Source organism: Lentzea sp. HUAS TT2 (assembly GCF_051853195.1).
Taxonomy (GTDB): domain Bacteria; phylum Actinomycetota; class Actinomycetes; order Mycobacteriales; family Pseudonocardiaceae; genus Lentzea.
In genome coordinates this window covers 7,175,741-7,201,639 of record NZ_CP196667.1, presented here as the reverse complement: position 1 = coordinate 7,201,639, position 25,899 = coordinate 7,175,741, and the positions used below count along the sequence as shown (strand labels likewise).

Genomic DNA, 25,899 nt, shown 5'->3' with positions numbered 1-25,899 from the left:
CTCCGGTCGAGTGACTGTTCCGCGGGAACACCGCCTTCCGTAATGGTTTTTCCGCTGCGTTCGATGAGACCGGCATCGAACGCGTGACGTCCTCGATGGACATGAGGGAGCTGGTGGCGTGCCGAGGCCACTGATGAACAACAGATCCGACTCCGCCACGCGGATCGGACGGACGACCGGTTCGACCCCCAGAGCCGGCACGAAGGTTCTCGCCGGCCGCCGCTCAGCGCGCTATCTGCGCTCACTTCAGGGACTCGACGCCTCCGGCAAGGTGGGCACGGTCGACGTCAGTGAGCTCGTCGACGCTGTGCACCAGGAGTTCGCCGACAACTTCTGTGCCACGCCACTGGGAATCGTCTCGCGCTGCTACCTCGGTGCGCCGTACGAAGTCCACACGCTCGCGACGGACGGCTCCATCATCTCGCACTACCGCACCGGGGAACCCCTGCCGCACGGCATGGACCGCGCGCGATCCCTCGCGGAGTCCGAGCGCTATCTCGCCATCGAGGTCTACCCGGATCGCCTCGTGTGCGTCCGGCCCGACGGCTCGACCGTTCTGCTGGAGAGTGACAAGTGAACTCGATCAACATCCCTCAGCTCAACGGTGTGATCAGCGAGTTGGCGAAGGTGGCGCGGAACCAGGAAGCGCTCGGCCAGCAGCAGGTCGCCCTGCACGGCGCTGTGTCGACCGTGCAACGTAACCAGGACAACACCCAGCAGGAGCTTCTGGGCCTCAAGGCGCAGTTCGTCGAGTACGTACGGCGGGACGAGCTGCGGCAGAACCTCCAGCTCGCCCAGGTCCAGATCCTGGAGGTGCGCGGGCAGCTGAACGACAAGTTCGGGAAGTTCGCCGAGGTGCGCGAGCTCGCCACCGGCACGCTGCAGGCACTCGACGCGGGCATCGTCTCGCACGGCGCGATCCGCGACCTGTCCGAGGAACTGATGTTGCGCACCCCCGGCTACTGGCTCGCTCCCGCGCTCATCTCGATCGCCGCCTGGATCAGGGACGAACCGGAGCTCGCGACCAAGGCGATCGGCGAGGCCCTGCGCAGGGACAACGACAAGGCCTCCCTGTTCTTCGCCCTCGTGCTGCGCCGACACCAGCGCGACCGGGCGACCGCCGCCTGGGTGAGGCAGTACGCGGCACGGCAGGACCCGGCGAAGCTGTCCAGGGAGTTCGTCGTCGTGCTGGACGCCGTGTCGACCGGCACGTTCGGGCGCGAGGCGAAACCGATGCTGCTGGAGCAGATGTCCGAGTGGTACGGACGGCTGAGCCAGGAACAGGACACTGTGGACAGACAGGTCGACCGCTGGGCGAAGATGCTCGACACGATGCGCCGCCCGGCAGACCCGCGCTACCACCTGCTGCCCGAGCTCAGCCCGACCTGGCCGCAGCTCAAGGACATGCTCGAGGGCGCGACCGTGCACGGCGCGGCGGAGGAGATGCTGCGCGCCACGTTCGAGGGACCGGTGCCGCAGAGCCAGGACCTCCACGCTCGGGTCGACAGCATCCTCGACGGTCTGGTGCGCGACTTCGACGCCGAGGAAGCCCCGTACCGCAAGCAGGAAGCGTGGCTGCAGGCCGTCGTGAACGCGAAGGGCGACCACGACGTGGCGGACAAGGTGATGGCCGCGGAAGACCCGTTGCACGAGCAGACGGTCGACTTCCTCACGCTGCTCAGCAATGCCGCACTGCACGGCGACCGGGCAGGCGCCTCCCCCGGCACCCAGCGGTTCACCCTGGCGCTGGCGCGCGACTGGCTGGTGCAGGGCGCCGGCAGGCTCGAAGCGGGCAACATCGCCGCGATGCCGGACCGCGTCGAGCTGCGTGCCGAGGGCTGGACCGGCTGGGTGGACGGCAGCACGGACGAGCAGAAGCTGGTCGGCTCGCTGTCCGAGCACATCGACCGGGAGACGGCGAAGGCCGTCAGCGACGTGCAGATGAGTGGTGGCGCGCAGGCGGCTTCCGTCTTCGGTGGCCTGGCGCTGCTGGGCGCGCTGCTCTCGGCGGTCGGCGGCGCCGGCGGGTTCGCGCTGTTCCTCCTGCTCGTGGCAGCGGCGCTGGGCATGTGGGCCGCGTTCGACCTGCGGGCCCTCCCCGCACGCCGGGCGGAGATCCGCCGCAAGGGTGACCAGCGCCGCGTCGCCGCCGTCGTGCGGCTGCGTGGGGCGGTCGCCGAGCTCGTGGACCTGCGCGGCGAGTGGCAGCGGGAGATCGCGAAGGCCCAGTCGCTGCGCGCCTTCGCGGAGGGACTGACCGCGACCGCGTTCGTCGCCACCGCGCCCGACCAGCTGCGAGGAGCCTGACATGCCCGGCCCGGCCCACAGCCACGACCAGACCCCGCGCGAGCCCGCGAACACTCCACGCCACGGCGTCGCCGAACGGGACATCGCGCTGCAGCTGCCTGAGTGGGACCTCCTTCCGCCCGTGGAGTTCCTCGACCGCCACCGGAGGCGGTGACCCGATGCGACCCGCACCCGGCCCCTACGCGGACTGGCGCGCGTGGCTCGACGCGTTCGCCGAGGGCACCGACCTGCCCGCCGAGCACCTCGCGCCGATCAACGAGCAGATGGGCCCGCACGTGCAGGAACGGTTGCTGCGGCACATCTCCGAGGCGTTCGCGCGTCGGCAGCGCCGTTGGGCGGACGCGTTCCAACGCGACCTCGGCGCTCTCGTCGGCGATCCGGGGCGGGCGATGCACGCGCTGGCGGCGGCGATGACGAGTGCCCGCACCCGGCTAGCTCCGTTGCGCCGGCTCTGCACGCTCCCCGTGATGCCACCGGTGCTGCGTGACGAGCTCGCATCCGCACTGGACGAGACCGTGCGGTCCTCACAGCGCAGCCTCGAGGACTCTGTCCGGCACGCCCCGTTGGAACTGCAAGCGGTGGTGCGCGCGAACCGGCTGACGGCCGCGCCACCCCCTCCCCCGGCGCAGGGCAGGCAGAGCCCTGGCCGGCGAGTGATCATCTGAGCATCGGAGAACCACATGCCCAACGGAGCGGAGACCAAGGCCCGCGTCGAGTCGTACCTGCTCGCCCGGATCCCGTTCGTCTCCATCCGCACCGTCGAACGTGCCCGCGTGCTGGACGCGCTCGGCGAACTGGCCCGCGAGAAGCAGCTCGACGTCCTGGTGCACACCCTCAGCCAGGGGTTGCGCGACGTGCGCACCAGGACCGTGATCAGCGACGACAAGTCGTTGCTGGGCGCGCTCGACCTCGCCGGCGAGTGGTTCCAGTCGAGGTCGAACCTCACGATCGTGTTCACCGACGTGCAGCACCTCAGCGACGACAACGACATCTCGCGGCGGTTCGCCGACCTCGCGGCGCTCGCGGAGGAGCACGGCGGCTGCATCGTGATCATCACCTCCGACCCGGTGTGGAGCTCGCTGCAGCGCATGGGCATGTCGGTGCGGCTCGACCTCCCCGACTTCGACGAGATGCACCAGGCCATCAGGGAGTTCCTGCGCCCGTACGCCGGCGACATCCGCATCGAGTGGAGTCCGGCGGACTACGAGCAGGCGGCGTCGATCCTCGCGGGTGTCACGAAGACCGAGGCGCTCAACATCCTCGCCACGTTCGTGGTGAAGAAGGAGATCACCAAGGCCGACCTGGTGGACCTCAGCCGTGCCAAGGACTCGATCTTCAGCGAGCTCTCCGGCATCGAACGTGTCGAGCTGCGTCCCGGCGAGTACGAGGTCGGCGGTCTCACCGGCCTGCGGCAGTGGCTCGACCGCAAACGCGACCTTCTCACCATGGACCTGCGCGACCGGGGCATCCGGGCTCCGCGCGGGGTGCTGCTGGTCGGCGTGCCGGGCTGCGGGAAGTCCTTGTCCGCCAAAACCATCGCGTCGGACTGGCAGCTCCCCCTGTACCGGCTGGACATGGGAGCGGTGCTCGGCGCGTACGTCGGCCAGTCGGAGAAACGCCTTCGTGAGGCGCTCGCCACCGCGGACACCGTGGCACCGTGCGTTCTGTGGATCGACGAGATCGAGAAGGGCCTCGCCGGCTCCGGCACCGACTCGACCGGCGTCACCACCCGCCTGGTGGGCCAGTTCCTCTACTGGCTGCAGGAGTCGCGGGCGAGGGTGTTCGTCGTGGCCACGGCGAACGACGTCCGCTCGCTGCCCCAGGAACTGCTGCGCAGCGGCCGTTTCGACGACATGTTCTTCGTCGACCTGCCGGAGCCGGACGAGCGCCGCGAGATCATCTCGATCTACCTGCGCAAGTACCTGCGCACGCCGGTCGAGCCCGCCCTGGTCGACGAGCTGGTGCGGATCAGCGACGGGTTCGCCGGCTCCGACATCCAGGCCGCGGTGACCGAGATCTGCCACGAGGCCATCCGGATCGGCGACCACAACGTCGGTGAGGACTACTACCTGAGCTGCTTCCGCAACGTCGTCCCGCTGCTGCGGTCGGCGCCGGAGAAGGTCGAGGAGATCCGGCAGCTGCGGGACAGGGCCATACCGGCGTCGGGCCGGAGCCGCGCCGCGGTCGACCAGCCCGCCGCGTCCCGCCGGGTGGTGCTCGGCTGACCCGCCCGGGCCCGAATTCTCCCGGGTTCCGGCTCTGGCACGATCGCGCCATGAAACGCGTCGTCATCCTCGGTCGCGGCGGCGCCGGGAAGTCCACCCTCGCGACGACGCTGGGCACCGCCACCGGCCTCCCCGTCGTCGAGCTCGACCAGCACTTCTGGGGACCGGACCTGGAACCGACCCCGAAGGATCTCTGGGCGATCGTCCAGGGCGAGCTCGCCGCAGAAGACCGCTGGATCATGGACGGTGACCTCGGGCCGCACGACGTCCTCGAGGTCCGGCTCCGCCGGGCGGACACCGTCGTGCTGCTCGACTACTCCTTCCCGCGGTGTGCCTGGCGGGCGGTGCTGCGGTCGCGGGAGAACGGCGAGTTCTGGCGCTGGGTGTGGTCGTGGCGGCGCCGGTACCAGCCGCTGTTGCTCGAAGCGGTCGCTGCTCATGCAGTGGACGCGCGGCTGCACGTGTTCCGTGGTCCGCGCGCGACGGCACGTTTCCTGGCACAGCACTCGTGAACGTACCCGGCGTCCACAAAGGACGCCGGGCACGAAGGTGTTAAGGGGTCACGGGGGCGTTGGTCAGGCCCTTCACCGCCCCGGTCACGGTGTTCGAGGCGTAGACGACGTTGGGCATCGCCGAGCACTTCGACACCGAGGTGATGTTGATGGCGTACTGGCCCACTCCGCCGAGGTCCGAACGGTTGTTGCGCCAGGTGTTGCCGCAGCCGTTGGGCAGGGTGGGAGTGGTGCTGGTGTTGTGCGTCTCGTAGCCGTTGGCGAAGGTGCCGGGGCTGCGGAACGTGCCGGTGTTGTCCTCGACGAGGTAGCCGATGCCCTTGACGTCGATCCAGGAGTCGGCCGAGTTCTGGCCGGTGATGCCCTGACCGTCGAAGGTGTTGCCGCGGATGACTCCCTCGTAGGTGCCCTCCTTGACGTCGACCGCCTCCGCGGCGACGTTCGGGCCGATCCTGTTGCCGAGCACCTGGACCCGGTCGCTGCGGTCGATGCCGCCGTTGTTGCCGTGGCAGGACCAGTTGGAGTTGGCGGAACCGAGGTACACGCCCTCGCCGAAGCCGGGCTGGACCAGGCCGGTGTCGGTGATCACCGAGTTGCGGATGATGCCGTCGGCCGACGAGCGGCGGAAGTGGACCGCTTCCTCGTCCACGTGGTGCACCGAGACCGCGTCGATCGTGACGTGGTGCGCGTTGTCGAGGACGATGCCCTTCTTCGACTCCTGCACGGTGAACCCGGTGAGGTTCCAGTACGGGGAGTCGAAGACCCACAGGCCGTAGCCGGAGTCCCAGCCCGCGGTGGGCGCGGGACAGGACGGGGCCTCGCCGGTCGGGCCGTCGTTGATGATGACGGCGTCGCGCGGGCCGCTCAGGGTGATGCGCTGGGACGCGGTGCCCGCGCGGGCGTTCACCACGAACGAGCCGCGGTAGGTGCCGGCGGCCATCTTGATGGTCTGGCCAGGGGTGGCCGCGGCCAGTGCCACCTGGAGTTGTGCCGCGGTGGCGACGTCGACGGTGCTGCCGCCGCCGGTGTCCGGGCTGGTCGTGGCGGTGACGGCGGTGCTCGCCGCCGAGGTGTTGCCCGCCGCGTCCTTGGCGCGCACGGAGAACGCGTACGCGGTGGCCGGGGACAGACCGCTGACCGTGGCCGTCGCGCCGGTGACGGTGGTGCTGACCGCGTTGCCGAGCAGCACGTCGTAGCCGGTGACGCCAACGTTGTCCGTGGACGCCGTCCAGGTCAGCGACACCGAGCTCGACGTCACCCCGGTGGACCGCAGGCCCGCGGGCACGGTGGGCGCCTGCGTGTCCGTGGGCGGGGTGGTGCCGCCGCCGCAGGCCACGCCGTTGATCGTGCAGTTCGTGGGGAGGCTGCCGCCGGAGGCGTTGAAGCCGAACTTCGCGCTGGCGCCCGGTTTGACGGCGCCGTTGAAGCTCGCGTTCGTGAACTTGTGGTGCTGGCCGCTCGATGTTCGGACCGAGCTCCACGAACTGGTGATCGTGGTGCCGGACGGCAGGTCGAACTCGATCGTCCACGACGTGCTCGCGGCGTCACCGGTGTTGGTGATCGTCACGTCCGCGCCGTAGCCGCCGTTCCACACCGACGTCTGGGTGACCGCCGCCTTCAGCACGGGTGCGGCCGCCTGTGCGGACACGCCGCTGAGCAGGGCCGCGACCGTGGCGGCGACCCCGGCTAGAGCCAGTGCCCTGGTGCCCATCAGTTGCCTCCGCAGGAGTTGCCGTTGACCTTGCAGCCGGTGGGGAGACCGGTGCCCGAAGCGTTGAAGCCGAACTTGGTGGTAGCACCGGGTTTGATCGTGCCGTTGAAGTTGACGTTGGTGAACTTGTAGTGCTGGCCGGTGTTCGTCCTGACCGAGCTCCACGAGCTGCTGACCGTGGTGCCCGACGGCAGGTCGAACTCGACGGTCCACGACGACGTCGCGGTGGCGCAGCCGTTGGTCAGCGTCACGTCGGCGCCGTAACCGCTGCTCCACACCGAGGTCTGGGTGATCTTGGCGGTGACGCACGAGCCCGCCGGCGGCGTGGTGGTCGTGGTGGTCGTCGGCGGAGTGGTCGTGGTGGTGGTCGTGGTCGACGTGGTGGTGCTGGTCGGCGGGGTTCCGTTGATGGAGCTGAGGAACAGCGACGCCGCGGAGTCGGTCTTCGTGGCGTCGACGCCGTGGCCACCGGTGAAGTCGCGCTGCTCGTTGGTCGCCCAGTCGGTGATCGGCGTGCCGCCGATGTCCAGGTGCTGGTAGGCCGTGCCGTTCCAGCCGAACTGGTAGATCCGCGCGCGGTCGGCGTAGTAGTCGTTGAACGGGCCGCCGGTCGCGGTCTGCTTGGTCATCGTGTTGTTGTGGAAGACGTTGCGGGGACCGGACGCGCCGGACCACTTGACCGCCTTCTTGCCCGCGCCCCACCAGATCGGGAACCAGTTGGAGTTGTCGGGCCCGCCGCCGCCCTCCTCACCGCAGTTGGCGCGGCAGTTGGCCGAGCGGTGCGCGTACGGCACCCGGACCGTGTTGAGCTCGAACAGGTTGTTGCGCTCCCAGCCGCCGTGCAGGTTCAGGTCGGAGTCGAAATCGTTGCCGATCACGACGTTGCCGGCCGCGGACCACTGGAAGGTGAAGTGGCGCAGGTTGCGGGAGGTGTTGCCGGCGTAGAGCGAGTCCCACACGCGGGAGCCGCGGAAGTAGCCGTTGCCGCCCTTGCCCTTGTTCCACGAACCGTCGAGCTCGTTGTTCACGATCTGCAGGTTCTTGGCCTCCTCGGTGACGATCGGGTGCGACCCCGTCATCTCCGCGCGGATGCCCTTCACCCACGAGTTCGCCGCCCACTTGAAGACGATGCCGTGCATCTCCGCGGCAGGCGCCATGTTGCCGTAGTTGCTGACCGCGTCGGCGGGGTTGAGACCGGGCATCGCCTGGGTGAAGCCGAAGTCCTCGAAGCCCACGCCCTCGACCGGGTCGACCAGCGGGGCCACCTTCGAGTCGTAGGGCGTCCCGCCGATCGGCGCCGAACCGTCCGAAGTGGAGTTGACGGGGACGTCGAACTCCAGTGGCTTGTCGAGCGTGACGGCGGTGCCCGAGACCGAGGCGACGGTGAAGATCTGCTGCCGCATGTGCATGTTCAGCATCGGGAACTCGGTGCCGGTCGCCTGCTGCTGCTCGTAGAACTTGACCGAGTTGGCCGCACGGACGTTCACGAACATGCCGGCCTTGATCTTGCTCGCCGACTGCACATTGATCGTGCGGTCCCCGATCTTGGCAGCCGCGGCCACCTTCGCGCCGACCTTCCAGTGCACGTTCACCGTGCCCTCGAAGAGGTCCTTGCGGTTCTCCGGCGCCGCCGCGTGGTCGCTCGCGTAGCTCGGGTCGACGCCGCGCGACTGGACGCGGAACAGGCCGCGGCCCGGCCACAGCCAGCCGCCCTTGCCCGCTCCCGAGGTCATGCCGTCCTCGTCCCAGTCGGAGCCGTCCGGGGTGAGGGCGTCGTAGAGGGTGTTCGCGTCCGGCCGGTAGGTGATCTTCGTGGCGTCCTTGCCCGCTCCGCGCAGGATCAGGTAGTCCGCGTCCACGTGCAGTTCGCGCGACACCGCCAGCTCACCGGCGGGCAGCGTGATCAGGCTGAGCCTGGTGTAGTTCGCCGTCGGCGAGCAGGTCGTCCTGATCGAGTCGATGGCCGCCTGCAGGCCCGCCGAGTCGTCCTGGCCGTCGTTCGGCTGGACGTTGAACTGGCTCGCGAGCTCGGCCGCGGTGATCTGGCAGGCCGCGCTGGGGTTGACGTCCCCTGCGCCGGGGAGGTTCTGGCCTCCGCGGTACCCGGCCCTGCTCCAGTCGTACAACCCGCTCACGGGCGCCCGGCGGTTGGCCACCGAGGTGTCCAGGCCGGTGAGCGCGCCCGCGCCAGGGGCCGCGTCGGCCACGTTCACGAGCACGGCGATGCCCGCCGCGGCGACTGTGCCCACGATGCCGAGCACCGCTGCTCGTCGTAGGCCTTGACTTCGGGACACGCATGCCTCCAGGGACTGTTCGGGCCGCGGTTGTGGGGCGGCTCACACCGCGGAGCCGAATTGTGAATAGCCCACCAAGTCCCCGTCAACAATTCGCGCATAATTCGCAGCAACGTTCGTGCATGTGAACATCAGATATGTGAATTAGGCAATCGACAACGTTTGCAGAACTCTATTGAACACTTTTCCCGGTATTCGAAAGTGAATATCCGATTCGGATTGCCGCTGGTCAGGGCTGCTTGCACGCCCGAACGGGTCCGCGCAGGCTACTGGACCGGCCACCGGTTCGGCCGCTGACCGGGAGCAGTCGTACGGGGCCAACGGAAGGTTCACCGAGGACGGGCCGGGAAGGGTGCGACTCTGCGGTTCGGTCGGGGAAAGGGTGGTTGCCGAGCGCCGCCGCTCAGAGCACCAGGTCCGGTTCGAACGCCCGCAACAGCAACGACCGCATGCGTTCAGGCCGCATCTCCGTCGACGAGGCGAGGATCTGGATCGCCAGCCCGTCGACCATCGCGGTGAACCGGTCGGCGAGCGCCTCGACGTCGGCGTCGGCGCACAGGCCTTCCGCACGGCACTCGTGCAGCAGCTCCACGACGAGCCGGCGCCAGTCCGAGTAGACCAGCCGCTGGGCCGGGCGCAGCCGGGGTTCGAGCATCGCCTGGCTCGAGAACTGCACCCACACCGACCACTCGTCCACGTCTCCTACGGTGACCGGGAGCTGAACGTCGATCAGGCGGCGGAGCTTGTCGCGGGCCGAGGTGAGCTGGCCGAGCTCCCGTTCCACGCGGGCGCGGAACGAGCGGTCGTAGTAGGCCAGCGCGGCGTGCAGTGCCGCTTCCTTGCCGGGGAAGTGGTAGTGCACGGTCGCGGTGCTGGTGCCGCAGTAGCGGGCGATGTCCGCGACCCGGACGTTGTGGTAGCCGCGGCGGGCGATCAGCACGGTGGCGGCGGCCAGGATCTGGTCCCGCCGTTCCGGCGCCGTCACGGCCGGAGCGCGGTCACGTGCGCCGGCGGCGACGGGTGCCGGGCCAGCGCCGTGTGTCAGGTAGGCGACCGGCACGGAGCACGCCTCGGCGATGGCCGCGATCTCCTCGTCACGCAGCCGCCGCGTGCCGCGCAGCGCCTTGGACAACGCGGTCGGGTCCATGCCGATGCGCACGGCCAGCCCGCGCTGCGACAGCGCGGCCGCCCGAAGCGCGGTCCGCACGCGCGCGCTCAGGCCATCCGTGCTGGTCATCACGGTCACTATGACAGCAGCGGCGATTTCACGCCGGTCGTCCGGCGATCTTCAGCGACCTGATCACCTCGTCGGCGGCCCGGTCGCCCGAGGTGATGGCGCCGTCCACGTAGCCGTTCCAGACCGACGCGGTCTCGGTGCCCGCCCAGTACAGGCTTCCGGTCGGCGCGCGCCAGCCGTGCTCGCCGTACTCGGTCCAGCCGCCGGGGTACACGAAGCACTCGTAGCCGCCGATGACCCAGCCGTCCTCGGACCAGGCCATCTCGGCGTAGTCGATCGGCATCCTGGCGCGCGGCCCCGCGACCTCGGCCAGTGCCGCGAGGACCTCGCCGCGGCGCACCGAGTCCGGCGCGGCGGCCCAGCGGTCGACCCGGTCGCCGTAGACGAACGCGACGAGCACGCCTCGTGACGCGTCCTCCGGAGAGTTGTCGAACACCACGCCCACGGGGTTGCGGTTGTAGAAGGTGGCGATGCCGGAGCGGTCCTTCTTGCGCCAGAACGGTTCCTCGTAGACCGCGTGGATCTTCGCGACCCGTCCCATCGGCGCGTGGCCAGCCCAGCCGCGGCGTGCGGGCGGCAGCGCGGGCTCGAACGTGATCCGTCCCAGCGCCGCCGGGGGCACGGTGACGACCGCACGCCGGGCGCGCACCACCGCCTTGCCGGTCTCCACCTCGACGCCCTCGGCGGTGTGCCGGATCGTCCGCACCGGCTCGTCGAGCCGGACGGGCAGCGTCGCGGCCATCGCCAGCGCCACCGCGTCGGCGCCACCGGAGAAACGGGAGTCCTGCGCGCAGCCGGTGGTCTCCATCAGCTGCTCGAAGCCGCCCGCCGAGGCGATGTAGAACAGCACGTGGAAGAACGAGATCTCCCTTGGCTCGCAGCACCACACGCCCTGCACGGCCAGTGCCAACCGGCGCTGAGCGTCCTCGTCGTGCGTCTGCGAGAGGAAGAACTCCTCCGCGGACAACGCGTCGAACTCCTCGAACCGCTGGGTGTGCCACGGCTCGACCAGGTCGACGGTGCGGGCGAGCTCGTCGAGCGACGCGGTCACGCGCAGGTACTCGGCCATGCCGGGACCGGACTTCGGCACGGCGCCGGAGTAGTCGGAGCGGGTGTCGTCGTGCCAGATCTCGACGTGCGTGCCGGTCTCCCACGTCGGGAAGGTCGCGCAGCCGAACTTGGCCGCGAGCTCGTGGAAACGCTTCTGGGACGGACCGATCCACTGCCCGCCGTGGTCCACCCGCACACCGGACGGCAGTTCCTCGCTGAACACCCGGCCGCCCACGCGGTCCGCGGCCTCCAGGACCACGACGCCGAGTCCGGCGGCCGCCAGGCGGGACGCGGCGGCCAGCCCCGCGTAGCCGGCGCCGACGATCACGACGTCGGCCGAATGCTGCTCCAGTCCAGTCACGACGCACACGATGGGCAACATTGATCCGGCAGTCAAGTTCTTGCGGTCAGCGGTCGGAGAAGCTCGGCAGGGTGCCGTAGGAGGCCTTGTGCGACGCGCGGCGCAGGGTCGCGAGCACCGCGGGTCCGAGCACGAGGATGGCGACGGTGTTGGTGATCGCGCGGCCGGTGTCCCAGCCCGCGGTGGACGTGAGCAGGGTGAAGACGGCGAAGCGGTGCAGGTTCTCCAGCACCGGTGCGCCGGGCACGTAGGAGATGTGGCCGTCGTGGTACGGCACCTCGGCGTCGGTGATGAACGGCCAGAACCACAGGTTCATCAGGAACCCGAACAGGTACGCGACCACGATCCCGTACGCCACGAGCATCGCGATCTCGGCCTTGCCGGTGATCCGCCGGGGCAGCAGGCCCGCGCCCATGCCGATCCACGCCGAACACATCATCTGGAACGGCAGCCACGGCCCGACACCGGCGGTGAGCAGGGCGGAGGCGAACAACGACGTGCAGCCCAGCAGGTAACCGAAGCCGGGGCCGAAGACGCGGCCCGCCAGCACGAGCAGGAAGAACACGGTCTCGATGCCCGCCGTGCCCGCACCCAACGGCCGCAGCGCCGCGTTGACCGCCGACAGGACCCCGAGCATCGCCAGGGCCTTCGAGTCCATGCCGCCCTCGGAGAGCTCCGCGAGGACGATGATGATCAGGACGGGCAGGATGCCGATGAAGACGAACGGCGCGTCCGGCCCGTGCTGCATGGACTGGGGTTCGACGCGGACCAGCAGCGGCCACACGAACATCATCAGGCCCGCGACGGAGGCGAGGGTGAGCACCGCGACCGAGCGCGGCCCGACCCGGACGGCGTTCACGCGACCTCCTGCGGCAGCGCGGCGCGGACGTCGGCGACGGTGAGCCAGGGTTCGCCGAGGATCTTGGCGACCTGGGTGGCGAACGCGGGTGAGCCGCCGAGCACCTCGGCGGTCGGGCCGTCGGAGACGATCTCGCCCTCCGCCATGACGATCGCGCGGTGGGCGACGGTGGCGACGAACTCGACGTCGTGCGTGGCGACGACGACGGCCCGTCCCTCCGCGGCGAGCTGGGTGATCATGCCCGCCAGCGCGGCCTTCGCGGTGTAGTCGAGGCCTCTGGTGGGTTCGTCGAGCAGCATCACGCGCGGTGCGGCGGAGAGCTGGACGGCCAGCACCAACGCGAGCCGCTGGCCCTCGGAGAGGTCGCGCGGATGGGCCTCGGCACGGATGCCGGGCGCGAGCCGGTCGAGCAACGCCCTGCACGAACCGGCAGTGGCGTCGGACTCCGCGTCGGCCGCGGCGCACTCGTCGGCGACGGTCTGCAGGTACAGCAGGTCGCTCGCGGTCTGCGGCACCAGGCCGACCAGCTTGCGCGCCTCGCCGGCCGTCAGCTTCTTCGGGTCGGACCCGGCGACGTCGACCGCGCCGCCCTGCCGTGGGCCGGAGCCCTGCAGCGCCCACAGCAGCGACGACTTGCCGGAACCGTTGCGGCCCATCATCGCGACGATCTCGCCCACGTGCAGGTCCAGGTCGACCGCGCGGACGGCGATCTTCGGGCCGTAGCGGACCACGACGTCCGACGCGGTCAGCAAGCTCTCCCCCGTCGGCGTGACCCGTGCCGGCGGAGCGCCGAGCTCGATCGGGCGGCGGCGGGCGTCGCGCACCGACAGCGGCAACGGGTCCCAGCCCGCCAACCGTCCCAGTTGGACGATCGGCGGCGCGATCGGCATGTCCCGCAATACCTCGGCCGGAGCACCGTCGACGACACCGCCGTCGCCGGGCACGTAGATCATGCGGTCGGCGAACGGGACCACGCGTTCCATCCGGTGCTCGGCCATCAGCACGGTGGTGCCGAGGTCCTGCACCAGCCGGGCGAGGGTCGCGAGCACGTCCTCGGCAGCGGTCGGGTCGAGCGCGGAGGTGGGTTCGTCGAGCACCAGGACCTTGGGGTGGGTGGTGAGGACGGCGCCGATCGCGACCCGTTGCTGCTGGCCGCCCGACAACGTGCGCAGCGCGCGCCTGCGCAGTTCGGCGATCCCCAGCAGGTCCAGGGTCTCCTCGACGCGGCGGCGCATCACCTGCGGCGACAGGCCGAGCTGTTCCATGCCGTAGGCCAGCTCGTCCTCGACGGTGTCGGTGACGAACCCGGCCAGCGGGTCCTGGCCGACCACCCCGACCAGGTGCGCGAACTCCCGCGGCGGCCGCGAGCGGGTCGAGACGCCCGCCACCGAGACGTCGCCTTCGAGGTGGCCGCCGGTGAAGTGCGGGACCAGGCCGTTGATCGTGTCGAGCAACGTCGACTTGCCCGCGCCGGTCTGCCCGGCGAACAGCACCAGCTCACCCTCGCCGATGGACAGCGTGACGTCCCGCAGCACGGGTTCGGTGCGGTCCGGGTACCGGAAACCGACCTGGCTGAGCTCGATCATGCCGTCTTCTCTTCCGCTGGTTCCGCCAGTGCGGCGTGGGTCGGTTCGGGTGCGGGGCTGAGGAACGCGGGCGCCACCCCGATCAGCACCCCGGCGAGCGGTCCCCACGACAACAGCGGCCAGGACAGCTGGATCAGCGACGGGTTGAGGTTCGTCGGGTCCACACTGGACGTCACGAACAACACCACCGCGACGGCGATCCCGCTCGCGGAGACCACGATCTCGGGCAGGTGCCAGCGATCCGGCCGGTACCGGGTGCGTTCGACCCGCCTGCCCGCGAACCGGAAGCCGATCAGGCCGACGACCAGTCCGGCGGAGAGCACTGGTGCGGCGAGGTAACGCGGCGTCGAACCGTCCAAAGTGGCATAGACGCCGACGCACACGCCGATCAGGCCGACGATCATCAACGTGCCGGTGAGCAGCCGTGCCCGCGCCTCGACCACGCCCGCCCGGCCGTACCCGCGCGAGTCCATCGACGCGGCGAGTTGCAGGGACCGGGCCAGCGCGTCCTCCAGCACCGGGATCAGGATGGCGTGCAGCGCGCGGACCCTCTTGCCGCTGGCCCTGCCCCGCAACCGGCGCGCGCGGCGCACCCGCAGGACGCTCTCGGCCAACTGAGGGAACACCGACAGCGCGACGATCACCGCCGTGCCGACCTCGTACAGCGCCGGTGGCATGGCTTTGAGCAGCCGCTTCGGGTTCGCCAGCGCGTTGGCCGCGCCGAGGCAGATCACCATGGTCGCGAGGCGCAGGCCGTCGTAGAGCCCGCCCAGCAACGACTCCGCGGACACGTCGCCGAACAGCCGGATGCCCGCCGCCCACTCCGGCAGCGGGATCTCCGGCAGCCGCAGGACGATCGTCGAGCCCTCGGCGCCGCCGAACACGAGCCGGAAGAACACCCGGATCGCCACGATCCACGCGCCCAGGTAGAGGTACAGCCGGAACGCCAGCGCCCACGGCGCCTCGGAGCGGCGGGCCACGACCACGTAGCCCGCCACCGCGACGATGGTGAGCAGCAGCCACGGGTTCGTGGTCCGCGTCGCCGCCACCGCGAGCCCGAGCGCCCACACCCACCAGGCGGCCGGGTGCAGGTCGCGCGGCAGGAAGTACTTCACGACTCGTTGACCCGTTTCCGCCGCCGTGCAACGAAGAACCCGGCCACCAGCAGCACGAGAACGGCGCTGCCCGCTGCCCAGGGCGCGAGGTCGCTCGCACCGGACTGGCGTTTGATCGCCGCGGTGACGTCCTCGGCCTGTTCACCGCCGCTGAACGCCACGTTGCTCGACGGGTCTTTGGCCTTCGGCCGGGGTGTCGCGCTGGCACGGGGTTTCGGGGGTGGCAACGCTCCGGTCGGTGCGCCCGCCTGCGGGGTGTCCACTGGGGCCTCGGGGGTGGCCTGTGGCGGACGGCCCTGGACGGGCGCCTGTTTCTCGTTGGGGTCGTTGGAGACCGGCTTGGGTTCCTCGACCGCGTTGCACGCCCGTCCCTCGGTGCCGGGACGGACCGCCGCGACGCGGGGTTCGGGGTTGGAGTCCGCGGTGGCGTTCAGGGAGAACGACCAGCCCTCGAAGCCGCCCGCGAGGAAGTCGCGGTTCTTCACGCCCCACTGGCTGTAGTCCCAGGCGCAGTTGTTCGCGGCGTGCCAGTACGACCAGTAGGCGCCGGCCGGAGGGGTGTCGATGCACAGCTCGCGGTAGTTCTCGCGGCCGTCGACCGGGATCTTCTCGGCGGCGGACGGCTTGTTCTCGATGCGGCAGACGAACGCCTCACCCCACCGCTGCACCCCCGCGACCTGGAAACCGGCGCCCTTGAGCGCGTCGAGGCCGGTGCCGCGCGTGGCCTGCGGGTTGCAGCGCACGTACGTCTCGCCGCCGAGCTGCTGGAAGTCGATGACGACAGTGACGCCCTTGTCGTCCTTGCAGAAACCGGGGTGGCCCTTGCCGTGGTCGATCGCGTGGGCGGGAGAGGCGCTCGCCGTCAGCACTGCCACGGCGAGCGCGGCGATCATCCTCATTGGACGGTCAGGGTGGCGGACGAGTACACCGTCACCCCGTTCCCGGTCGCGGAGATGATGTAGGTGTACACGCCGGTCGCGGTGGGCGTGACGTTCTGGGTGCCGCCGGGCGTGGCCAGGGAGCCTGACCAGGAACCGCCGCCGGTGGCTGGTGACACCGAACTGGCGGTGACCGCCGTGGCGTTGGTGGACGTCCAGGTCAGCGACGTGGTCTGGCCGAGGGTGATCTTGCGGTCCAGGTCGTTGACCGACAGGCCGACCGCGGGGTTGTTCGCGCTCACGGCCGGGTTCGTCGGCGTGACACCGGGTGCCGGGTTCGTGGTGGCGGACTTGTTGAGGGAGAAGGACCAGCCCTCGAAGCCGCCGGGGACCACGGTGCGGTTCAGGGCGCCGTAGCTGCTGTAGGTCCAGGTGCTGCCCGCGCCGTTGGCGTGCCAGTAACCCCAGTACGCGGAGGCGGGCGGGGTGGTGAAGCAGGCCTCCTTGTAGGTCGGGTTGCCGGTGACCGGGAGGTTCTCGGTGGCCGACGGGCGGCCCTCCAGGCGGCACACGAAACCGAGACCCCAGCGCGTGGTGCCCGCCACCGCGATACCGGCGTCCTGCAACGCCTTGATGCCCGAGCGGTCGGTGCCGGGGGTGGCGTTGGGCGAACACCGGGTGATCGTCGGCGCGGCGACTCCCCCGTTGCCGTCCAGTTCCTGGAAGTCGATGACGATCGTCGTGCCGGTCAGCGCGTCCGGTCCCGTGCAGAGGCCGGCGTACCCGGCGGCGCTCGCGGGTGCGGGCGCCACGACCAGGCCCGTCAGAACCAACGCGGCGGCAAGAACTCTGCGCATCACTGAACCCCCTTGATGAGACGACGACGAAGCAGCAGAACGAGTCCGGCGAGCACCATCGCGCCGCCGAGTGCGAAGTACGACCAGAGCGGTGGCGCCCACGGCGACGCGGCGGCCAGGTTCTGGGTGGCCGGCTTGACGTCGGTGAGCGGCAGGCGGACGACCGGGGACAGCGGCGAACCGTCCGCGCTGCTCCACGACCGCCCGGCGATGCCTTGCGCGGCCTCGACACTCGTGGCGAAGTCGGTGGTGCCGTCGCCGCCGGAGACCGCCGTGCGGGGCAGCCCGCCGTCGGCGAGCAGCAGCCCGGCGAGGGTCTTGGACGTGGTCGTCGCGTCCAGGCCTGCCACCTGGCGGGCCCCGGCGACGGCGGCACTGAGCGCGACAGCGGGTTCGCCGCCCTCGCCGTCGACCATTCCCTTGCCATTGGTCCGGCCGCTGAGTGCGGTGACCGCCCTGGTGAAGGCGCTCGCCCGCTCGCCCGACCAGTCGCCCGGCGTCCGGGTCGCGGGTGTGTCGTCGGTGAAAGGCCTGCTGTTCAACGCGGTCACCGCGGCTGCGGTGGCGGCGACGTCGCCTTCCTCGCAGCCGGTGGTGTCCATGCGTTCGGGGAACAGGCCGTCCTTGCAGATGCGACGGGACAGAGCCTCGATCGACTGCCCGGGATCGGCGATGGTGGCGAGCACGGCCCAGGCGTGCCTGCGGACCGAGTCGTCGGAGTCCGCGAACGAGCCCGCGTCGGTGAAGAGGCCGTCCGCGCCGCGCAGTTTCGCGAGCTTGCCGCGCAGTTCGTTCGCGATGTCGGTCCTCTGCTGGAACTGGGCGAGGATCACGAGTTTCGCCAGTGGTTCGGCGTAGGCGGCGTCGCCGGTCTCGTACGGGGCGCCGTGCGCGTAGGCGTTGACGGAGTCCGGGGTGAGCAGGAAGTCCGTGGCGCGCTTCACCGCGTCCGGCTGTTCGCCCAGAGAACGCAGTGCCAGCACGACGTTCGCGGTCGCGTCGTAGTCGACGTAGGTCTTGTCGCTGTCCACGACCTCGACGTGGTCGCCGCGCACCAGTTTGTTCGCCAGGTAGGCGCCCAGCTTCGCCTGGGCCGCCGTGGCGACGGGTTTGACGGTCTGCGGTGCCGGCGAGGGCTGACGGACCACGGCTTTCGGCGCGGGCTTGGGCAGAGGCGCCGGCACCGCAACGGTTTCAGTGCTGGTGTGCACCACGGTCGTCGTCGAGGTGACAGGGCTCGATGTCGATGACGGCACCGTCGGTTTCGCGGTCGTGGTGGTGGTCGTGGGCCCGGGATCGACGTCACCCTTGGCCAGTGCGTAGAGGCTGACCTGCGACAACCCGAGTGAGGCCTGCGCGCTCGCCCTGATCCACGTGTCGATGCCGGAGATCCCGCCCTCGCGGGCCGCGACGTACGACGCCGGGTTGTACGCGATCGCGCCGAGGTGACCGGCGAGCGCGGTGTCCGCGTCGGAATCCTTGGCCTGCGCCGACTTGAGGAACGCGACACCGCTGTCCACCTGGGACTCTGCGCCGCCCGCGTCGGCGAGCGCCTGCACGATCAGACCGGTGCTGTTGGTGTTCGGTGCCTCCGTGCCGACACCGCCGCCCCAGCCGCCGCCCGTGACCTGGTTGTCCTTGAGCCACTTCACCGTCCTGGCGATCGGCTGGTCGAGGTTCGCCGCGCCGGCGCGTTTCGCCGCCAGCATCGCGGAGAGGGCGAGGCCGGTCGTGTCGCCGTCCGGTGAGGCGGCGCCCTCCGCCTTGCCCTCGTCACAGCTCGACACCCTGACGCCGTCGGGAGTCGTGAGGTAGCCGAAGAAGATGCGGAAATAGCCCTCGGAACACTGCTGTGTCAGCATCTTGTCGAGGGCGAGCTGGTCGTTCTCCCCCGCCGCTGCGAGCCCGATGACGGCGAGGGCCTGGCCGAACATGTTGGCGTTGTTGCTCACCATGTCCGACCACTCGGGGTTCTTCGAGTAGTCGCTGATCCGGCCGGCGTCGACGCCGGAGCGGCGGATCGCGGCCTTGGTCTCGGCGATCATGTCGTGGCCGTCGAAGTCGCGCGGGTCGTGGCCGGAGATCTGGGCCGCCAGCAGGGTTTTCGCCGCGGCGCCGCCGACGATGATCTGGTCGAACCCGCTGTCGGGGACGAGCCCGTCCCACGTGAAGTAGTCGGTCGCGTGGCCCCCGGTGTCGAGGAAGTCCACGATCGGCTCGGCGAGCGCGCCGTCTCCGGAGGCGTGCATCGCGAACACCAGGTCGAGCATCAGGCCGTGGTCGGGAAGCGCGCCGCCGAGCGGGTTCTCGAGCGTGCCGTCGGGGCGCAGCTGGCGGGAGAGCCAGGCAGAGGCGGCGTGCGCGGCCTCGCGATCACCCGCGGCCGCCGCGGTGCCGCTGACCAGGGCGGCGATCAGACCGGTGCTGACGACGAACGCCAGTGCGGCCGCAGTTCCGCGCTGCTTCATGCTCCCCCTCCTTTGCTGCAGGCAGGAGGGGCACGGCGCGAAGCGCCGGTAGCCACCCCTGCTTCTCGCGACAGCGGTCGGACCGTTCTCAACCCGCCCGATCGGTATCCCGACTCGCCACCCCGAAGGTGGCCCACGGTTGCGCGACAGCGCCGGATTTCGACCGGCTTCCCCGTCACGAGCGGAGGTGTGCAGTTGTTTTGCCCGGCAGAGGCTAACACCAGGATTGCGCCGATCGGCACCGCCGACGGCGTCGGCGGTGAGCGTCACACCGCGACTTCGGAGTTCGTGGCACGGGGCCTTGTGCGGCATGAGAGCCTTTGGGGCGTTCAGCGCGGAGTGGGGGAAGTCCGGTGGGAATCCGGCGCTGTCCCGCAACGGTGTGCCTCTTCGCGAGGCGAGCCCGGTCACCCGTTCCGCGCGTTGTCACCAACTCCTGTCGTGGATGTGCGGGAAAGGGTTCTGCTGATGAGACGTCTGGTGCTCGCTGCTGTCCTGCTGCTGGGCATGGGCACGGTCACCCCCGCGGTGGCCGCCACCCACAACAAGGCCGACGCCGCTGCGGGCTGGCTCGCGCGGCAACTGGTCGACGGGGAACGGTTCGAGGCCGACTTCGGCGGCCAGAAGTTCCCGGACCAGGGCCTCACGATCGACGCGATCTTCGCGTTCGCCGCCGCCCGCGCCTCGGACACCAACGCCGAGAAGGCCATCACGTGGCTGGCCAGGCCGGAGATCACCACCGGGTACGTCGGCACCGGCACCGAGTCGTACGCGGGCGCGCACGCCAAGCTGCTGCTCGCCGCCCAGGTGCGGCACAAGAACGGCACGTCGTTCGGCGGCGTGAACCTCGAGGCCGGGCTGCGCGCGCTGCTCGCCCCGTCCGGCCGGTTCTCCGACCGCTCGGACTTCGGCGACTTCTCCAACGCCTTCTCGCAGTCGCTGGCGTTGATCGCGCTCGGCCGCACCTCCGGCGGCACGCCCGCGTCGTCGGTCACGTTCCTGGCCGGCACCCAGTGCGCCGACGGCGGTTTCCCGCTCGACTTCGGCCAGGCGACCTGCGTGAGCGACGTCGACTCGACGGCGATGGCCGTGCAGGCGTTGCGCGCCAACGGTGACAGCACCAACGCCGACGAGGGCACGACCTGGTTGGCCGGCAAGCAGAACACCGATGGCGGCTTCTCGTTCGGCACCAACGCGTCCAACGCCAACAGCACCGGTCTGGCGGCCGAGGCGCTGGCCGGTCACCGTCCGGCCGCGGCGGTGAAGGCCCGGCAGTTCCTGCGCTCGCTGCAGGCGGGCTGCTCGGCACCGGTCGTGAACCGCGGCGCGATCTCCTACGACGCAACGGGTTTCGACCAGACGACCGCTCCTCGCGCCACGGCCCAGGCGGTGCTCGGCCTGACCGGCGTGAAGCTCTCGGCCCTCGACGGTGGCGGCAAGACTCAGGCACCGACGCTCGCCTGCTGACCACGCGGTGCCCCTGAACTCGTTCAGGGGCACCGCCATCAGCTCTTCGACGCGGGCAGGATCCGGTGGATCACGGGCAGCACGAACGACTTCGGCGGCTCCCAGACGTCCCGATCCTCGAACCGCCACGCGTAGGTCAGGGCGCCGTCACGAACGCAGTCGAGCAGGCCGGGTTCGGAGAGATCGTCCGCTGACCACTCGTAGAGCCGTTGCAGCCGCGGCACGATCATCCCGAAGTCCACGAGACGGGCGAACCCGTGCTCCTGGCTGAGGTAGAACCGCACGTCGTCGCGCAGCGGGTACTCGTCCGGCAGCACGCGGGAGAGCTGCAGGAAGATCCCCGTCATGCCCAGCCTGGGGTCGCCGAGCAACGGCGCGAGCGCACGCAGCCAGCCCAGCGACAGCCGGGGCGCCGCGACCAGGGCGTGCGTGTACAGCACCCGGCACAGGATGACGTTCATGAAGAACCGCTCGGGCTCGCTCTCGGCCTCCGCGAGCGCGCGGTTCTCCAGGTAGGCGGCGACCACGCTGCCGTTGTGCGCGCGGTACCAGGTGTCCGCCGTGGGGTTGCGCGCGAACGTGAGCCACTGCGCCGCCGTGTGCGACGACGGCGGGCCGCTGAGCCGGCCGCTCAGCCCCACCGCCTCGCAGCCGTCGCGGAGGATGCGCTCGTTCACCGCGCGCCACCAGCGGCTGCCGGGACGCGCGTGGAACGACGGTTGCAGCACGCCCCGCCGCAGCTGCCAGCGCATGAACGACCTGGCGGCCCGGCGGAACGGCAGGTGCTGCGGCGCCTGGCCGAACGGGCCGTAGTAGCAGCGTTCCATCAGCGCCAGGCGACCAGGCGGGTCGTCGCGGACCGCCGCCACCTGTCGCTCGGCCCAGGCCGCGGCGTCCGGCACGGCGTCAGAAGTGGTCGCTGCTCGTCAGCTCGTGCTCGATGGCGTCCGCGCGGCCGACCAGCAGCGCGAGCGGGCGCTCGAACTCCTCCCGCACGCTCAGGTCCTCCAGCGGCACCACGTGCTTGAGCAGCGCGAGACCGTCCACCACGGCCGCCCCGCCGACCTGCGGCTCGCCCGCCAGCTCGAGGAAACGACGCAGGTCGACATCGGCGGCGCGGCCGACCGGTGAGGAGATCTCCACCCACGCGGCGCCGTCGAGGTCGGGCAGGTGGTGCACGGAGACCTGCTGCGTGCGCGTCCCGTCCACGTCGAGCCGGAAGCGCAGCCAGGCGTCGGACTCCTCCAGCACCTCGTACCGCACCCGGACATAGTTGATCACTTCAACCCAGGACGTCACGCCCGGTTCCACCTCTCTCACGCCCGTTTCCATCTCCACCGTAATGCGGGAACAGGGCGTTCGTGTTGCTTTGGCGGTTCGTGTCGGGACCGGTGTCACAACGGTTCGGCCGTGCCAGTGCGCGAAACGGGTCACGCTCGGCATCTCGAAGGGCTGGGTGAGCCGGTCGAGGAGGGCCTGACCTACCCGAACTGGATGAGCAGCGACCCGGCCACGAGCAACGAGAGCCCGGTGACCCGAACGGAGGTCAGCGGCCTGACCGGCATCCGGAACAGTCCACAGTGGTCGATCACTGCCGACGCGAGCTGCTGCCCGGTGACGGTGAGCACGACCGTCGTCGCCGCGCCGATCTCCGGGATCAGCAGGAACGTCGCGATGACGTAGGCCGCCGCGCACCCGGCGCCGAGCCAGCCCCACCACGGCATGTCCTTGAGGGGCCCCGGTTTCGGCGCCGGTGTGCGGTTGAACAGCACCACCACCGAGATGGCCAGCGTCGCCACGGCGAAGCTGACCAGGGCGACTGTGATCGGCGCGTGCAGGTCGGCACGCAGCCGGGCGTTGATCGCCCCCTGCACGGGCAGCACCGCGCCCGCCACGATGCCGAGCGCGATCCAGCCGACGTTCTTCGTCTTCGGCCTCGCGATCACGGTGATGCCCGCCAGGACCGCCGCGGCACCGACCACGACCGCCGCGGAGAGCGGCTGCCGCGGCACGCCCAGCAGCCCGAACAGGTCGAGTGCCAGCGACGCGAACATCTGACCGGTCACGAAGAGCCCGACGGCTGCGAGCGCGCCCAGCCGCGGGAACAGCAGGATGCCGCTGGTGATGTAGAGCGGACTGGCCAGCCCGCCCACCAGATGCCACGGCTCGACGTCCGGCACCAGCGCCAGCGCTCCGATCGTGCCGGTCGCCGCCGCGAGCACCGCCAGCAGCACCGCGGCGAGGCCGAGCTGCAGCGCCGACGCCCCGTACGGCGAGCCGGCCGCCTTGGTCAGCTGCAGGTTCGCCGACGCCTGCACGGCGAGCAGACACCCGACGAGCAGCGCCGACGCCAGGAACACGAAGTACACGACAACAACCCCCAAGTAAGTGGACACAGTGTCCGCTAATGCAGCGTAGGCACGAAGTGGACGCGCCGTCCACTTGCTTGGTGATCGCGTACGATCCGTTCATGGTCATGAGCGAGCGGCCGCCGGCCAGGGAACGCGCCGACGCCGCACGCAACCGGGCACGGGTCCTGGCCGCCGCCGAGGAGCTGTTCGCGACCAAGGACGCCCGCCAGGTCACGATGGACGAGATCGCGCGCGCCGCCGGCGTCGGCCGCGCCACCCTCTACCGCCGCTACCCCGACCCGGCCTCCGTCGCCGCCGCGTTGCTGGACGAGCACGAACGCGTCCTGCAGGAACAACTGATGTCCGGCCCCCCACCGCTGGGCCCCGGCGCCCCGCCCGCCGAGCGGCTCGCGGCGTTCTACACGGCTATGGCGGGCCTGCTCGAACGCCACCTGCACCTGGTGCTCGGAGCGGAGACCGGTGACGCCCGGTTCGGCACGGGGGCCTACGGTTTCTGGCGGCTGCACGTGCTGACCCTGCTGCGCGAGGCGGCCGCACCGGATCCGGAAGGTCTGGTCGAGGTGCTGCTCGCACCGCTGGCTCCCAAGGTCTACCAGGAGCAACGGCGGCGCGGCCGGTCCCCGCACCAGATCACGGCCTCGCTGACGTGGCTCAGCCGGCTGCTGAACACCTGAGAACGAAGGCGGATTCACCGTGGCCACTGCCAATGAGAGCGCCGTCAAGCTGGCGGTGCTCATCGACGCGGACAACGCCCAGCCCTCGATCACCGAGGCACTGCTGGCCGAGATCGCCAAGTACGGCACCGCCCACGTCAAGCGCGCGTACGGCGACTGGACCGGCAACAACCTGAAGGGCTGGAAGGACCACCTGCTGGCCCAGTCGATCCAGCCCATCCAGCAGTTCGCCTACACGACGGGCAAGAACGCCACCGACGCGGCGATGGTCATCGACGCGATGGACCTGCTCTACTCCGACCGCTTCGACGGCTTCTGCATCGTCTCCAGCGACTCGGACTTCACCCGCCTCGCCGCCCGCCTGCGCGAGTCCGGCCTGACCGTGTACGGCTTCGGCGAACGCAAGACGCCCAAGCCGTTCGTCGCGGCCTGCGACAAGTTCATCTACGTGGAGAACCTCGCCTACCCCGAGGCCGAGGCCCCCGCCGAGACGCCGCTCGCGCGCAAGTCGACCACGTCGATCGCCCAGCTCAAGGGCGACACCACGCTCGTCAAGCTGCTGCGCAACGCCGTCGAGGCGGCGTCGGACGAGGACGGGTGGGCGTCACTCGCGGCGGTCGGCAGCATCATCACCAAGCAGCGGCCCGAGTTCGACTCGCGCACCTATGGCTACTCGAAGCTCAGCGACCTGATCACCGCCACGACGTTGTTCGAGGTCGATCGGCGCGTTCAGGGCAAGCAGTCGGCGGTCTACGTGCGGGACCGCCGCCGGTGATTCTTTTCGGTCAACACTGAAGCTATAGAGACCATCTACACCTGATCCCGTCCGGCGGCGAACGGGATCAGGTGTCCGACGTCAGCGCCAGCCCAGCGCCGGCGCCACATGCGTCAGGATGTTCTCCAGCACGTGCACGTTGAACTCGACGCCCAGCTGGTTGGGCACGGTCAGCAGCAGCGTGTCGGCCTCCGCGATCGCCTCGTCCTCGGCGAGCTGCTCGACCAGCACGTCCGGCTCCGCCGCGTAGGACCGGCCGAAGATCGCCTGCTTCGGGCCGTCGATGAAACCGATGCTGTCGGTGCTCTTGCCGTCGCCGCCGAAGTACATGCGGTCGAGGTCCGTGGTGAGCGCGAAGATGCTGCGCGACACCGAGACCCGCGGCTCGTGGGTGTGCCCGGCCTCGGTCCAGGCCTTGCGGAACGCCCTGATCTGGTCTGCCTGCTGCACGTGGAACGGCGCGCCGCCCTCGTCGAACTTCAGGGTCGAGCTCATCAGGTTCATGCCCTGCTCGGCGGCCCAGGCGGCGGTGGCGTTGGACGCCGCGCCCCACCAGATCCGGTCACGCAGACCCGGCGCGTGCGGTTCGATGCGCAGCAGGCCGGGCGGGTTCGGGAACATCGGGCGGGGATGCGGCTCCGCGAAGCCCCGGCCCTCCAGCACCTTCAGGAACAGCTCCGAGTGCAGGCGGGCCATGTCGGCGTCGGTCTGACCCTCGGACGGCTGGTAGCCGAAGTGCCGCCAGCCGTCGATGACCTGCTCGGGTGATCCCCTGGAGATGCCGAGCTGCAGCCTGCCGCCGGCGATGAGGTCCGCGGCACTCGCGTCCTCGGCCATGTACATCGGGTTCTCGTAACGCATGTCGATCACGCCGGTGCCGATCTCGATGCGGTCGGTCTTCGCGCCGATCGCGGCGAGCAGCGGGAACGGCGACGCGAGCTGACGGGCGAAGTGGTGCACGCGGAAGTAGGCGCCGTCCGCGCCCAGCTCCTCGGCGGCCACGGCCAGGTCGATCGACTGCAGCAACGTGTCGGCCGCCGACCTCGTCTGCGAGTGCGGGCTGTCCGTCCAGTGCCCGAACGACAGAAAACCGATCTTCTTCATGCCACCAAGATAGTTCAACTTTCAAGTAAACGCCCATGACGCTTGCG

At 70.3% G+C, this 25,899-nt stretch carries 23 protein-coding genes and 2 riboswitches; of the genes, 9 read left to right on the top strand and 14 right to left on the bottom strand.

Annotated features, from left to right (window positions below):
• Nucleotides 1-118 precede the first annotated feature (118 nt).
• From ACSHWB_RS34425 to ACSHWB_RS34400, 6 genes are read left to right on the top strand one after another with little or no spacing between them, the layout of a single operon-like run.
• The gene (locus ACSHWB_RS34425; RefSeq protein ID WP_439657463.1) at nucleotides 119-577 is read left to right on the top strand and encodes a hypothetical protein; all 459 of its coding nucleotides are present in this window, start codon (nucleotides 119-121) and stop codon (nucleotides 575-577) included.
• Complete coding sequence (locus ACSHWB_RS34420; RefSeq protein ID WP_439657462.1) at nucleotides 574-2,307, top strand: hypothetical protein; 1,734 nt, start codon at nucleotides 574-576, stop codon at nucleotides 2,305-2,307. The genes ACSHWB_RS34425 and ACSHWB_RS34420 overlap by 4 nt, the downstream gene beginning before the upstream one ends.
• 1 nt (nucleotide 2,308) lies before the next feature.
• The gene (locus tag ACSHWB_RS34415) at nucleotides 2,309-2,461 is read left to right on the top strand and encodes a hypothetical protein (RefSeq protein WP_439657461.1); all 153 of its coding nucleotides are present in this window, start codon (nucleotides 2,309-2,311) and stop codon (nucleotides 2,459-2,461) included.
• A gap of 4 nt (nucleotides 2,462-2,465) precedes the next feature.
• Complete coding sequence (locus ACSHWB_RS34410) at nucleotides 2,466-2,972, top strand: hypothetical protein (protein ID WP_439657460.1); 507 nt, start codon at nucleotides 2,466-2,468, stop codon at nucleotides 2,970-2,972.
• Nucleotides 2,973-2,987: 15 nt separating this feature from the next.
• Nucleotides 2,988-4,532, top strand: coding sequence for an AAA family ATPase (locus ACSHWB_RS34405; protein WP_439657459.1), 1,545 nt, complete (start codon nucleotides 2,988-2,990; stop codon nucleotides 4,530-4,532).
• A gap of 50 nt (nucleotides 4,533-4,582) precedes the next feature.
• A complete protein-coding gene (locus ACSHWB_RS34400; RefSeq protein WP_439657458.1) occupies nucleotides 4,583-5,044 on the top strand; it encodes a DNA topology modulation protein FlaR in 462 nt (153 codons plus the stop codon).
• A 40-nt stretch (nucleotides 5,045-5,084) separates the two neighbouring features.
• Here the strand turns inward: ACSHWB_RS34400 and ACSHWB_RS34395 are convergent, their stop codons facing one another.
• The 10 genes from ACSHWB_RS34395 to ACSHWB_RS34350 form a co-directional block, all read right to left on the bottom strand.
• A complete protein-coding gene (locus ACSHWB_RS34395; protein WP_439657457.1) occupies nucleotides 5,085-6,755 on the bottom strand; it encodes a cellulose binding domain-containing protein in 1,671 nt (556 codons plus the stop codon).
• The gene (locus tag ACSHWB_RS34390; protein WP_439657456.1) at nucleotides 6,755-9,016 is read right to left on the bottom strand and encodes a cellulose binding domain-containing protein; all 2,262 of its coding nucleotides are present in this window, start codon (nucleotides 9,014-9,016) and stop codon (nucleotides 6,755-6,757) included. The genes ACSHWB_RS34395 and ACSHWB_RS34390 overlap by 1 nt, the downstream gene beginning before the upstream one ends.
• A 436-nt stretch (nucleotides 9,017-9,452) precedes the next feature.
• A complete protein-coding gene (locus tag ACSHWB_RS34385; RefSeq protein WP_439657455.1) occupies nucleotides 9,453-10,286 on the bottom strand; it encodes a TetR/AcrR family transcriptional regulator in 834 nt (277 codons plus the stop codon).
• A 28-nt stretch (nucleotides 10,287-10,314) separates the two neighbouring features.
• Nucleotides 10,315-11,697 (bottom strand): flavin monoamine oxidase family protein, encoded by a 1,383-nt coding sequence (locus ACSHWB_RS34380; protein ID WP_439657454.1) that lies wholly within the window; start codon nucleotides 11,695-11,697, stop codon nucleotides 10,315-10,317.
• Nucleotides 11,698-11,743: 46 nt separating this feature from the next.
• A complete protein-coding gene (locus tag ACSHWB_RS34375) occupies nucleotides 11,744-12,556 on the bottom strand; it encodes an ECF transporter S component (RefSeq protein ID WP_439657453.1) in 813 nt (270 codons plus the stop codon).
• On the bottom strand, nucleotides 12,553-14,142 hold the full coding sequence (locus ACSHWB_RS34370) for an ABC transporter ATP-binding protein (RefSeq protein WP_439657452.1): 1,590 nt from the start codon (nucleotides 14,140-14,142) through the stop codon (nucleotides 12,553-12,555). Before ACSHWB_RS34370 ends, ACSHWB_RS34375 begins: the two co-directional genes overlap by 4 nt.
• Nucleotides 14,139-15,257 carry a CbiQ family ECF transporter T component gene (locus ACSHWB_RS34365; RefSeq protein WP_439657451.1) on the bottom strand — a complete coding sequence of 373 codons (1,119 nt, stop codon included), beginning with the start codon at nucleotides 15,255-15,257 and terminating at the stop codon, nucleotides 14,139-14,141. The genes ACSHWB_RS34370 and ACSHWB_RS34365 overlap by 4 nt, the downstream gene beginning before the upstream one ends.
• Nucleotides 15,254-16,156: an ABC transporter substrate-binding protein gene (locus ACSHWB_RS34360; protein ID WP_439657450.1), complete on the bottom strand. Its 903-nt coding sequence runs from the start codon at nucleotides 16,154-16,156 to the stop codon at nucleotides 15,254-15,256. Before ACSHWB_RS34360 ends, ACSHWB_RS34365 begins: the two co-directional genes overlap by 4 nt.
• Nucleotides 16,153-16,992, bottom strand: coding sequence for an ABC transporter substrate-binding protein (locus ACSHWB_RS34355; RefSeq protein ID WP_439657449.1), 840 nt, complete (start codon nucleotides 16,990-16,992; stop codon nucleotides 16,153-16,155). Before ACSHWB_RS34355 ends, ACSHWB_RS34360 begins: the two co-directional genes overlap by 4 nt.
• Nucleotides 16,992-19,460, bottom strand: a complete 2,469-nt coding sequence (locus ACSHWB_RS34350; RefSeq protein ID WP_439657448.1) for a hypothetical protein — start codon at nucleotides 19,458-19,460, stop codon at nucleotides 16,992-16,994. Before ACSHWB_RS34350 ends, ACSHWB_RS34355 begins: the two co-directional genes overlap by 1 nt.
• An 82-nt stretch (nucleotides 19,461-19,542) precedes the next feature.
• A riboswitch (cobalamin riboswitch) is annotated at nucleotides 19,543-19,661 on the bottom strand.
• A 119-nt stretch (nucleotides 19,662-19,780) separates the two neighbouring features.
• Nucleotides 19,781-19,893: riboswitch (cobalamin riboswitch) on the top strand.
• A gap of 35 nt (nucleotides 19,894-19,928) precedes the next feature.
• On the opposite strand from ACSHWB_RS34350, the gene ACSHWB_RS34345 reads away from it, so the two are divergent.
• Nucleotides 19,929-20,927, top strand: a complete 999-nt coding sequence (locus ACSHWB_RS34345; protein WP_439657447.1) for a peptidase — start codon at nucleotides 19,929-19,931, stop codon at nucleotides 20,925-20,927.
• A gap of 38 nt (nucleotides 20,928-20,965) precedes the next feature.
• On the opposite strand, the gene ACSHWB_RS34340 is transcribed toward ACSHWB_RS34345, so the two are convergent.
• The 3 genes from ACSHWB_RS34340 to ACSHWB_RS34330 form a co-directional block, all read right to left on the bottom strand.
• Entirely contained in the window at nucleotides 20,966-21,829 is an 864-nt protein-coding gene (locus tag ACSHWB_RS34340) for a hypothetical protein (protein WP_439657446.1), read from the bottom strand.
• A gap of 4 nt (nucleotides 21,830-21,833) precedes the next feature.
• Nucleotides 21,834-22,226: a hypothetical protein gene (locus ACSHWB_RS34335; protein ID WP_439664723.1), complete on the bottom strand. Its 393-nt coding sequence runs from the start codon at nucleotides 22,224-22,226 to the stop codon at nucleotides 21,834-21,836.
• Between the two features lie 182 nt (nucleotides 22,227-22,408).
• Complete coding sequence (locus tag ACSHWB_RS34330) at nucleotides 22,409-23,296, bottom strand: DMT family transporter (protein ID WP_439657445.1); 888 nt, start codon at nucleotides 23,294-23,296, stop codon at nucleotides 22,409-22,411.
• Between the two features lie 101 nt (nucleotides 23,297-23,397).
• Between ACSHWB_RS34330 and ACSHWB_RS34325 the strand changes: the two genes are divergently transcribed.
• Nucleotides 23,398-23,973: a TetR/AcrR family transcriptional regulator gene (locus ACSHWB_RS34325; protein ID WP_439664722.1), complete on the top strand. Its 576-nt coding sequence runs from the start codon at nucleotides 23,398-23,400 to the stop codon at nucleotides 23,971-23,973.
• A gap of 19 nt (nucleotides 23,974-23,992) precedes the next feature.
• Nucleotides 23,993-24,748, top strand: a complete 756-nt coding sequence (locus ACSHWB_RS34320; protein ID WP_439657444.1) for an NYN domain-containing protein — start codon at nucleotides 23,993-23,995, stop codon at nucleotides 24,746-24,748.
• Nucleotides 24,749-24,829: 81 nt separating this feature from the next.
• Here the strand turns inward: ACSHWB_RS34320 and ACSHWB_RS34315 are convergent, their stop codons facing one another.
• Nucleotides 24,830-25,852: an LLM class flavin-dependent oxidoreductase gene (locus ACSHWB_RS34315; RefSeq protein ID WP_439657443.1), complete on the bottom strand. Its 1,023-nt coding sequence runs from the start codon at nucleotides 25,850-25,852 to the stop codon at nucleotides 24,830-24,832.
• Between the last annotated feature and the right edge of the window lie 47 nt (nucleotides 25,853-25,899).